The sequence below is a fragment of the Micromonospora sp. NPDC004540 genome, assembly GCF_040610095.1.
In the GTDB taxonomy this organism is placed as follows: domain Bacteria; phylum Actinomycetota; class Actinomycetes; order Mycobacteriales; family Micromonosporaceae; genus Micromonospora.
In genome coordinates, this window is the sequence record NZ_JBEXLR010000154.1 from 1 (window position 1) to 10,057 (window position 10,057).

Consider the following 10,057-nt stretch of genomic DNA (forward strand, 5'->3'; position numbering starts at 1 on the left):
CGGATCGCCGCGGCCGAGACCGCCGAAGTCGATCACCCCGGTGAGCCTGCCCCGGCTCGACCCGGATGCCTACCACGGCCGCGACGAGGGAGATCCTGCCGCGCGCCCGCCGCACCCCCGTCGTTGCCGACGTCAGATCCGAGGCGCGCAGAGGCATCGTGCCGGTAGGCGGACTCCTGCTCAGCGCCTGGCAACTTGATGTCGCAGGTGATTCACCGCAGTGCCGCATGGTCACAGACAGGTGAGTCACCCACGTCATCAAGTTCGTAGCGGCTCCTGGGCAATGCCCGGCCCGCCTCGGACGCCGCGAATCGCGTCCCGGCGACGGGGCCCGCCGGATCTTGGTGAGTTGCTGTTCGCTGCCAACGGTAAGTCGCCAAGATCTGGTGTGCGCTCGAATCGATGGTCAAAATCGGTCAGCTACGCGAGCCGACCCGCCGGCCTGGCGCGCTGGGCGGGAGCCGTGACGAAACAGCGGGCCGGTCGACAGCGCGTCGACCGGCCCGCTGCTGCGGTGCGAGGGTTCAGGCGTTCGGGTAGCCCTGCTGCGCCTGCGGCTGGCCGTACTGGCCCTGCTGGCCGTACTGGCCCTGCGGGGCCGGCTGGCCGTACTGGCCCTGGGGCTGCTGGCCGTACTGGCCCTGCGGGGCCGGCTGGCCGTACTGGCCCTGGGGCTGCTGGCCGTACTGGCCCTGCGGGGCCGGCTGGCCGTACGGCGCCTGCGGCGCCGGCTGGCCCTGCTGCTGCGGGACCTGGCCGTAGTGGCCCTGCGGCGCCTGGCCGTACGGGGCGGGCTGACCCGGCGCGCCGGCGAACTGGTGTGCCGCGGCCTGCTCGCGGGCCTCCTTGCGGGCCTTCACCGCGCGCACGATCAGCAGGATCGGCAGGATGAAGACGTAGAAGAAGATCCGGTAGGAGCCGCCCTCGAAGAGGAACATCAGGTAGAAGCCGTAGGCGAAGAAGGCCAGGCCGATGACGACGTTGAGGATCCGGGCACCGGTGCCCTGCTCCTTGATGGCGATGCCGATGGCGACCATCGCGATGCCGCCGAGCAGCAGCAGGAGGTCGTAGATGAGGAAGAACATGTGATTCCTGTCGATCGGTGAAGGTGCCGGCCCACGATAGAGGAGCCCTCAGCGGTCGCGCTGCCCCGTTGCCTGTGGCAACCAACACCTCATTTGAGCTGGCCCGCGGTGAGGCCGGCCTGGATCTGCCGCTGGAACGCCACGTAGACCACCAGCACCGGCAGCACCGCGATGGTGAGGCCGGCGAAGAGCTGGGCGTAGTCGCCGGCGTAGCCCTGGTTGACGGCGAGCGCGTTGAGCCCCTGGGCGAGCATCCACTTGGACTCGTCGCCCTGCATGAGCACCTGCGGCAGCAGGAACTGGTTCCAGTGGCTGAGGAGGTTGAAGATGCCGACGCTGATCAGTCCCGGACGCGCCATCGGCAGCATCACCCGGAAGAAGAGCCGGAAGTGGCCGCAACCGTCGATCAGCGCCGCCTCGGCGATCGCGGTCGGCAGGGTGCGGAAGAACGCGGTCAGGAAGAACACCGTGAACGGCAGCGAGTAGGCGGTGTAGACCAGGATCAGGCCGGTCCAGGTGCCGAAGAGACCGGCGTTGCGGACCACGAAGAAGAGCGGCACCAGGGCGAGGAAGACCGGGAACATCATCCCGCCGACGAACAGGTAGTAGACCACCTGCCGGCCGCGGAACTCGTAGCGCGCGAAGACGTACGCGGCGGCCGCGCCGAGGAGCATGGTGAGCGTCAGCGAGCCGGCCACCACCACGGCGCTGTTGAGGAAGTAGCGGCCGATGTGCGCCTTGGTCCAGGCCCTCGCCCAGTTGTCCAGGTGCAGCGCCTCGGGCAGCCCCCACGGGTCCGCCAGGATCTCACCGTTGCTCTTCAGCGAGCTGAGCACCATCCAGGCCAGCGGCAGCACGGTCATGGCCGCCCAGAGCAGCAGGAAGCTGTGCGAGAAGACGTTCGCCACGCCCAGCTCGCGGCGCGGCGGCCGGCCGGTCGTCGGCTCGGCGAGCGTCGCCGGGGCCGCCCGGGTGCCGGAGTCCACACTGGTCATGAGTACTCGATCCGATCACGCCGGGCGGCCCGCAGCGCCAGCACCGCCACCGAGAGGGTCAGGAAGAACATCACCACGCCGATCGCCGAGGCGTAACCGAACTTGGTCTCGCTGCCGAACGCGGTGTCGTACATCCGGTTGCCGACCACGTCGGAGGAGAAGTTCGGGCCGCCGTTGGTCATGAGCTGGACCAGGATGAACCCGTCCAGCGCGGCGATGGCCAGGTAGATCCAGGCCACCTGGACGGTGTCCCAGAGCAGTGGGATGGTGATCTTCCGCAGCATCACGGCCCGGGACGCCCCGTCGAGCATCACGGCCTCGTAGATGTCGCGCGGGATGGCCTGCATGGCCGCGCCGAAGAGCACCACGTAGAAGCCGACGTTGCTCCACACCATCACGGCGAGCACGCACCAGAAGGCGAACCGGGGGTCGCCCAGCCAGGCCGGGGTGGGCAGGCCGAGCGCGTGCAGGGCGCCGTTGAGCAGGCCGCTGCGCGGGTTGTAGATCTCCTTCCACAGCAGCGCGATGATCACCACCGAGAGCACCTGCGGGAAGAAGTAGACCAGCCGGTAGACGGCGGTGCCCCGGACGCCGGTCACGCCGGCCCGGCCCTTGCGGCCGCCCATGGTGAGCATGGTGGCGAAGAACAGGCCGAGCGCGATGGTCACCACCGGCACCACGAGGAGCAGGACCGCGTTGTTCTCCAACGCGTTCCAGACGTAGCCGTCGTGCAGCAGGGTGCGGAAGTTCGCCATGCCCACCGGGTCGGCCTGCGCGGAGTAGCCCAGCCAGTCGGTGGTCGAGATCTGAAAGGCCTGGAGGTACGGCGAGAGCACGAAGACGCCGTACAGCACGAGCGGCGGCAGCAGGAAGCTGACGATCAGCGGGTATCTGCCATGTCGCACCGGGCGACCCCTCCCTGGTTCGACCGGTGGGGGTGGGCGGACCCACCCCCACCGGGGCACGTCACGCGGCCCGCTTGTACTTCTTGATCGAGCTGTCCTGGGCGATCGAGTCGGCGCCCTTCTGGCACTGGTCGAGGAACTCGGCCGGCCCGATCCGGCCGCTGAAGAACTCGCCGCAGGCGGCGTCGACCAGGTTGCGCTCGAGCTTGCGGTAGTAGTTGTTGTAGACCCAGTTGAAGCCGTTGGAGCCGGACGCCTCGAGCGCCTTGACCACGGTGGTCAGCCCGAACGGCAGCTCGACGCCCTCGGTCGCGCCGGCCACCACGGTGAGGCTGGCGACCTTCTTGGTGAAGTCCTGGGCGCCCTTCTTGGACAGCATGGTGCGGAAGTACTCCAGCCCGCCGGCCACGTTCTTGCCCTTGGCCGGGACGATGAAGGGCTCGCCGGCGGTGCCCCGGACCGCCTCGAACGGCAGCTTGTCGCCGCTGCCCAGGCTCGGGGTCGGCGCCACGGTCATGTTGAAGCCGGCCGGGGTGACGTCCTTCTGCTCGCTCTCCAGCCAGGAGCCGCAGGAGATGAAGGCGGCCTTGCCCTGGCACCAGGCGGTCTGCGACTGCTTGTGGTCCAGGCCGGGCGAGCCCTCCAGAATGTACTTGTCCTTGACGATCTGGTGCCAGGCGTCCGCGGCGGCCTTCATGGCGTCGGACTTCCAGGCGTTGGGCTCCAGGTTGTCGATGGCCAGCGCCACCGAGGGCCCGCCGAGCTTGATCGCGGTGGAGATCAGCGGCCAGCTCATGTAGCGCGGGTGCACGCCGGCGTACGTCCAGGGGGCGATGCCGGCGGCCTTGATCTGCTTGCAGAGCGCGATGTGCTCGTCCCAGGTCTTGGCGTACTGCCAGCCGCGGTCGGCGAAGAGCTTGGTGGAGTGCCAGATGCCGTACACCGTGTAGGTGTAGTTCAGCACCAGGAACTTGCCGTCGTACGAGCCGACCTCGACGGCGCCGGGAAGCAGGGTGTCCTTGACCGTCTTGCCGGGGATGTCGAGGCTGGGCGCGGCGAGCAGGTCACCGAGGTCGGCCAGGGCGTTCTGCGAGACCAGGCCGTTGGGGTCGATCTGCCCGGCGCCGGAGTTGTTCACCACGTCCGGCGGGGTGCCGTCGACGAAGCGCGGCTGGAGCGTCTTGTTGATCTCCTGGGTGGCCGCGTGCTTGATCTCCGCCTTCGGGTACTTCTCCTTGTACATGGCCTCGTGGGCCTTGGCGTACTCCTCGCCGAAGCCACCGTTGAAGATCACCACCTCGAGCGGGGCATCCTCCTTGACACCGAGCGGGTTCTGCTCGCTCTTGGTGCCCTTGTAGGCGCCGGAGTCGCCCTTGTCGTCGTCGCCACCGGAGGTGGCGCAGCCGGCGAGCAGGCCGGCGGCGGGGGTGGCCAGCAGGCCGGCGGCGGCGGACCGCCGGAGGATCTCACGCCTGTTCATCGCATCTCCTCGGTTCGGGTGCGCGCGGCCGGCCGGAGTCTGGGGGAACGGCGGTCGCGACGTCGAGGCCTCTGGGGGCTGTCAGCTGTTGCTTGTCTTCAGTTCAGTTGATGTTGCTGAAGAATTTCTACGGCAGCGCGGCGCGGACCACAAGACCTCACGACCGAACCGTTATCCATACCGGGCGGCGACGGCTGGCATAGCCTGGGCCCATGCGCCGCCTGCGGCAGCTCGCGGAGCGCACGCCGGCCGCCCGGGAGCGCTACGCCGACCTGCTCCGGGCGCTCGCCATCACCATGGTCGTGCTCGGCCACTGGGGCGTCACCGTCATCGGGTACGACCGGGCCGGCCACCCGACCGGCCACTCCGCCCTCGGCGACCTGCCCTGGGCCTGGCCGCTGACCTGGGTGGCCCAGGTGATGCCGGTGTTCTTCCTGGTCGGCGGCTACGCCAACGCCGCGTCGCTGGCCGCCCGCCGGAGCCGCGGCGGCACCGCCACGGGCTGGCTGGTCGACCGCAGCGCGCGGCTGGTCCGGCCGACCACGGCGCTGCTGGTGGTGCTGGCGGCGGGCGCCGCGGTGGCCAGCCTGCGCGGCGCCGACCCCACGCAGGTCCGCACGGTGGTCTGGTTCGCCACCATCCCGCTCTGGTTCCTGGTGGCCTACCTGGTGGTGGTGCCGCTGACCCCGCCCATGTACGCGCTGCACCGCCGCTTCGGGCTCGCCGTGCCGCTGGTGCTGGTCGCCCTGGTCGCGCTCGGCGACCTGGGGCGGATATTCGGCCCGGAGGGGATGGCGACCGGGAACTACCTGTTCGGCTGGCTGGCGGTGCACCAGCTCGGTTTCGCCTGGTACGACACCCGCGCCCCGGCCGGGCGCCCCGACGATCGGCCGGCCGGGCCGGTCGACGCCGGGCCACGCGGCCTGCGCCGGCGCCGGCTGCCGCTGTCCCGTCGGGCGGGGTGGGCCCTGCTCGCCGGTGGGCTGGTCGCGCTGGTGCTCCTGACGCTGGTCGGCCCGTACCCGGTGTCGATGCTCAACGTGCCCGGCGAGCGGCTGGACAACACGGCCCCGCCGAGCCTGGCGCTGCTCGCCGTGGCGACCGCCCAGCTCGGCCTGATCGTGCTGCTGCGGGAGCCGGCCGGGCGTTGGCTGCGCCGGTCCGGCCCCTGGCAGGCCGTCATCGCGGTGAACGCCGTGGTGCTCACCGTCTTCCTCTGGCACCTGACCGCGGCGGTGCTGCTGGTCGGGCTGCTGGACGCGCTCGGCGTGCTGCCCACTCCCCCGGTCGGCTCGGCGGCCTGGTACGGCTGGCGGATCCCCTGGCTGCTGGCCCTCGCCGTGGTGCTGGCCGCGCTGGTCGCCGTCTTCGGCCCGATCGAGGCGCGCACCCGCCGCCCGTCCGCCACCGGTCCGGCCCGCGAGGGCGCCCGCCGGCTCCGCACCGCGCTGGCCGCCCTCGGGTACGCCGGCCTCGTCGCCGGGCTGCTGCTGAACAGCCTCACCCGCAAGGCCGCGCCCGAGCCGCTGGGGCTGCCCGCCCCGGCGCTGGTGGCGTACCTGGCCGGGGCGGGGGTGCTGCGGCTGCTCAGGTCTGGGTGGGGAAGCCGAGGTTGACCCCGCCGTGGCGCGGGTCGAGCCAGCGGCTGGTGACCACCTTGCCCCGGGTGAAGAATGCGACGCCATCGGCGCCGTGCGCGTGCAGGTCACCGAAGAGGGACGCCTTCCAGCCGCCGAACGAGTAGTAGGCCATCGGCACCGGGATCGGCACGTTGATGCCGACCATGCCGACCTCCACCTCGTGCTGGTAGCGCCGGGCGGCCCCGCCGTCGTTCGTGAAGATCGCCGTGCCGTTGCCGTACGGGTTGGCATTGACCAGCTCAACCGCCTCGTCGTAGGAGCCGACCCGGACCACGCTGAGCACCGGGCCGAAGATCTCGTCGGTGTAGATCGACATCTCCGGGCTGACGTGGTCGAAGAGGGTCGGGCCGAGCCAGAACCCGTCCGCGTCCCCGTCCGGTGTGACCTCGCGCCCGTCCACCACCGGCACCGCGCCGGCCGCGATCCCGGACTCCACGTAGGAGCGGACCCGCTCGGCGTGCGCGGCGGTGACCAGCGGGCCCATGTCGCAGCCGCGTCGGCCGTCCCCGGTGCGCAGCCGGCCCATCCGCTCGGCGATCCGGGCGACCAGGGCGTCGGCCACCGGCTCCACGGCGACCAGCGCGGAGATCGCCATGCACCGCTCCCCCGCCGAGCCGAAGCCGGCGTTGACCGCCGCGTCGGCGGCCAGGTCGAGGTCGGCGTCGGGGAGCACCACCATGTGGTTCTTCGCCCCGCCGAGCGCCTGCACCCGCTTGCCGGCCAGCGCGCCGCGCTGGTGCACGTACCGGGCCACCGGGGTGGAGCCGACGAACGACACCGCCTTGACGCCGGGGTGGTCGAGCAGCGCGTCGACCGCCTCCTTGTCGCCGTTGACCACGTTGAGCACGCCGTCCGGCAGGCCGGCCTCGGTGAACCACTCGGCGAGCAGCAGCGCCGCGCTCGGGTCCTTCTCGCTGGGCTTGAGCACCACGGCGTTGCCGCAGGCGATCGCGACCGGGACGAACCACAGCGGCACCATCACCGGGAAGTTGAACGGGGAGATCACCGCCACCACGCCCAGCGGCTGCCGCAGGCTGTACGAGTCGACCTCGGTGGAGACGTTCTCGCTGAACCCGCCGCGCAGCGCCGAGGGGATGCCGCAGGCGTACTCGATCACCTCCAGGCCGCGCTGCACCTCGCCGGCGGCGTCCGCGAGGACCTTGCCGTGCTCGGCCGTGATGACCTCGGCGAGCCGGTCGCGCCGGGCGTTGACCAGCTCGCGGAAGGCGAACATGACCGCGGTCCGCTTGGCCAGCGAGGCGTCCCGCCAGGACCGGGCGGCCCGCTCGGCGGCCTCGACCGCGCCCGCCACGTCCGCGGCGGAGGCCAGCGCCACCTGCCCGGTACGCCGCCCGGTGGCCGGGTCGAAGACGTCCCCGCGCCGCTCGGAGTCCCCGCTGACCCGCTTCCCGTCGACGAAGTGCCCGATGGTGGTCATGCGGCAACCTCCGCGGCGACGGACGAGCGGATGGCCTCGACCAGGATGGCCAGGCCCTCGCGGGCCTCGTCCTCGGTCAGGGTCAGCGGCGGGCCCATCCGCGCCACGTTGCCGTGCAGGCCGCCCTTGCCGACCAGCAGGCCGCCCTCCCGGCAGGCCTCGAAGACCCGGGTGGTGAGCGCCGGGTCCGGTTCGGTGGTGCCCGGACGGACGAACTCGACGCCGAGCATGAGGCCCTTGCCGCGGACCTCGGCGACGTTGTCGAGGCCGGCGGTGGCGGCCCGCAGGCCGTCGCCGAGGATCGCGCCGACCCGCGCCGCGTTGGCCTGGAGGTCATGGTCGAGCAGGTAGTCGAGGACCGCGTTGCCGGCCGCCGTGGAGACCGGGTTGCCGCCGAAGGTGGAGAAGCTGATGGCCGGCACCGACTCCAGCACGTCGGCCCGGCCGACCACGCCGGCCAGGGCGAAGCCGTTGCCGATGCCCTTGGCGAAGGTGAGCAGGTCCGGGGTGACCCCGTGCGCCTCGTAGCCCCAGAAGTGCTCGCCGGTGCGGCCCCAGCCGGTCTGCACCTCGTCGGAGACGAGCAGGATGCCGTGCTCGTCGAGCACCTTCTTCCAGGCGGCGAAGAGCCCGTCCGGGCCGTGCACGAACCCGCCGACGCCCTGGATCGGCTCGGCGATCAGGCAGGCCACGTCGCCGGCGGTCTGGGTGGCGAGCACCTCGCGCAGGTCCTCCACGGCGGCGTCGATCCGGTCGCTCTCGTCGAGCCGGGCCAGCAGGCCGCGCAGCCGCTCACCGGAGTGCAGCCAGGCCACCTGGAGCGGGTTGAGCGCGCTGGCCGACCAGCCCCGGTTGCCGGTGACGCCCATGGCCGCGTACGACCGGCCGTGGTAGCTGTTGCGCACCGCGAGGATCTGGTGCGAGCGGCGGAAGTTGGTGGCGACCAGCAGGGCCGCCTCGTTGGCCTCGGTGCCGGAGTTGGTGAAGAAGACCCGGGCGTCCGGGATGCCGGAGACCCGGGCGATCTTCTCGGCCAGCTCGACCTGCTGCCGGATCAGGTAGAGCGTCGAGCTGTGCACGATGCCGGTGCGCAGCTGCCGTTCGACCGCCTCGCGGATCTCCGGGATGTCGTAGCCGATCATGTTGGTCAGCACGCCGCCGAAGAAGTCGAGGTAGCTGCGCCCGGCCGCGTCGGTCACCCGGCGGCCGGAGCCGGCGACCAGTTCGAGCGGTTCGGCGTAGTAGAGCGGCATCCAGGACGGGAGCACGGCCCGATGCCGGGCCAGCAGGTCGTCGGAGGTCATCGGCGCACCCTTCAGCGGCGGTTGGTCCCCGCACGCTCTCATCACCCGGAGGCAGGGACAACTGTCACTGTGTAGCGCAGCGGGGCCGCCCGCCTGACACCACGTCAACCACCCCGCTGCGGTTTCCGGCGCGGTTTCCTTTCGCGCCCACCGTTCCGCTGGTCATCGGGCCGCGCGGCCACTGGATCCGCAGCAGTGGACCCGGACGCCTACCCTGGGCCCGTCGCCGGCGGAGGGAGCGTCATGCGGGTCGAGGAAGCCGTCGCCGAGCTGGCCCGGGTCGCCGCCCGGGAGGTGGGCCGGGGCAGCGAGGCGCTCGCCGTACCGACGGCCGGGGGCCTGCTCACCGCCGCCCGGTCGCTCGCCGGCCGGCCCGCGCCGGACGCCGCCGTGCTGACCGGGTTCTTCATCCCCGGCGCCGAGCCGCCCGCCGCCGAGACCGACGGCCCGATCGGCGCGGTGCAGCTCGCCGCCGCGCTGCGCGCGCTCGGCGGGCAGGCCCGGCTGGTCACCGACGCGCCCTGCGCGCCGGTGGTCGAGGCCGCGATCGCCGCCGGCGCCCCCGGCGTCCCGCTCGACGTGGCGCCACTGCGGGGGTACGACGAGTGGGCCGCGACCATGCTGCCCCGGTACGCGCGGCTGTCGCACGTGATCGCGTGCGAGCGGGTCGGCCCGGGCCTCGACGGCCGGCCCCGCAACATGCGCGGCGAGGACATCGGCGGGCACAGCGCCCCGCTCGACCGGCTCTTCACCGCCGGGCCCGCCTTCCGGATCGGCATCGGCGACGGCGGCAACGAGCTGGGCATGGGCCTGCTGCCGGCCGAGCTGGTGGCCCGGGTCGTCGACCGGGGCGAGCGGATCCGCTGCGTGGTCGGCTGCGAGACGCTGCTGGTCGGTGGCACCTCCAACTGGGCGGCCGCCGCGCTGGTCGGCGCGCTGGCGGTGCTGCGCCCCGAAGTGCGCGCCCTGCGCGACCTGCTCCGCCCCGAGTGGTCCGCCGAGGTGCTGACCGCGATCGTGGCGCGGGCCGGCGCCGTGGACGGCGTACGCCGGCGGGCGACGGCGAGTGTGGACGGCCTGGACTGGCCCGCGTACGCGGAGCCGCTGACGCGGATCGCGGAGCTGGTGGCGGCCGCGGACTGAACCCCGGCGGGCCCGCCGGTCAGGTGGCGGCGCGGCGCTCGGGGCCGGGCAGCGGCCGGCGGCCGGG

At 72.4% G+C, this 10,057-nt stretch carries 8 protein-coding genes; 2 read left to right on the plus strand and 6 right to left on the minus strand.

The genetic code is table 11. The features are described 5' to 3' along the window. Positions 1-524: 524 nt before the first annotated feature. The 4 genes from ABZV78_RS30255 to ngcE all read right to left on the minus strand — a co-directional run bounded on the left by ABZV78_RS30255 (position 525) and on the right by ngcE (position 4,465). Complete coding sequence (locus ABZV78_RS30255; RefSeq protein WP_355644075.1) at positions 525-1,085, minus strand: hypothetical protein; 561 nt, start codon at positions 1,083-1,085, stop codon at positions 525-527. Between the two features lie 89 nt (positions 1,086-1,174). Beyond that, complete coding sequence (locus ABZV78_RS30260; RefSeq protein WP_355644076.1) at positions 1,175-2,080, minus strand: carbohydrate ABC transporter permease; 906 nt, start codon at positions 2,078-2,080, stop codon at positions 1,175-1,177. Further along, positions 2,077-2,985: a sugar ABC transporter permease gene (locus tag ABZV78_RS30265; protein ID WP_355644077.1), complete on the minus strand. Its 909-nt coding sequence runs from the start codon at positions 2,983-2,985 to the stop codon at positions 2,077-2,079. The genes ABZV78_RS30260 and ABZV78_RS30265 overlap by 4 nt, the downstream gene beginning before the upstream one ends. Positions 2,986-3,046: 61 nt before the next feature. Continuing rightward, positions 3,047-4,465, minus strand: a complete 1,419-nt coding sequence (gene ngcE / locus ABZV78_RS30270; protein ID WP_355644079.1) for an N-acetylglucosamine/diacetylchitobiose ABC transporter substrate-binding protein — start codon at positions 4,463-4,465, stop codon at positions 3,047-3,049. A 212-nt stretch (positions 4,466-4,677) separates the two neighbouring features. On the opposite strand from ngcE, the gene ABZV78_RS30275 reads away from it, so the two are divergent. After that, complete coding sequence (locus ABZV78_RS30275; RefSeq protein WP_355644080.1) at positions 4,678-6,081, plus strand: acyltransferase; 1,404 nt, start codon at positions 4,678-4,680, stop codon at positions 6,079-6,081. Here the strand turns inward: ABZV78_RS30275 and ABZV78_RS30280 are convergent. Continuing rightward, entirely contained in the window at positions 6,053-7,543 is a 1,491-nt protein-coding gene (locus ABZV78_RS30280; protein WP_355644082.1) for a CoA-acylating methylmalonate-semialdehyde dehydrogenase, read from the minus strand. The genes ABZV78_RS30275 and ABZV78_RS30280 overlap by 29 nt on opposite strands. After that, the gene (locus ABZV78_RS30285; RefSeq protein ID WP_355644084.1) at positions 7,540-8,847 is read right to left on the minus strand and encodes an aminotransferase class III-fold pyridoxal phosphate-dependent enzyme; all 1,308 of its coding nucleotides are present in this window, start codon (positions 8,845-8,847) and stop codon (positions 7,540-7,542) included. Before ABZV78_RS30285 ends, ABZV78_RS30280 begins: the two co-directional genes overlap by 4 nt. Positions 8,848-9,090: 243 nt before the next feature. Between ABZV78_RS30285 and ABZV78_RS30290 the strand changes: the two genes are divergently transcribed. Next, the gene (locus ABZV78_RS30290) at positions 9,091-9,990 is read left to right on the plus strand and encodes a glutamate cyclase domain-containing protein (RefSeq protein ID WP_355644086.1); all 900 of its coding nucleotides are present in this window, start codon (positions 9,091-9,093) and stop codon (positions 9,988-9,990) included. Positions 9,991-10,057 lie beyond the last annotated feature (67 nt).

Bases quoted from the DNA above. Each gene is read 5' to 3' on its own strand.
- ABZV78_RS30255 (WP_355644075.1), bottom strand. From the start codon at position 1,085: ATGTTCTTCCTCATCTACGACCTCCTGCTGCTGCTCGGCGGCATCGCG.
- ABZV78_RS30260 (WP_355644076.1), bottom strand. From the start codon at position 2,080: ATGACCAGTGTGGACTCCGGCACCCGGGCGGCCCCGGCGACGCTCGCC.
- ngcE (WP_355644079.1), bottom strand. From the start codon at position 4,465: ATGAACAGGCGTGAGATCCTCCGGCGGTCCGCCGCCGCCGGCCTGCTG.
- ABZV78_RS30275 (WP_355644080.1), top strand. From the start codon at position 4,678: ATGCGCCGCCTGCGGCAGCTCGCGGAGCGCACGCCGGCCGCCCGGGAG.
- ABZV78_RS30280 (WP_355644082.1), bottom strand. From the start codon at position 7,543: ATGACCACCATCGGGCACTTCGTCGACGGGAAGCGGGTCAGCGGGGAC.
- ABZV78_RS30285 (WP_355644084.1), bottom strand. From the start codon at position 8,847: ATGACCTCCGACGACCTGCTGGCCCGGCATCGGGCCGTGCTCCCGTCC.
- ABZV78_RS30290 (WP_355644086.1), top strand. From the start codon at position 9,091: ATGCGGGTCGAGGAAGCCGTCGCCGAGCTGGCCCGGGTCGCCGCCCGG.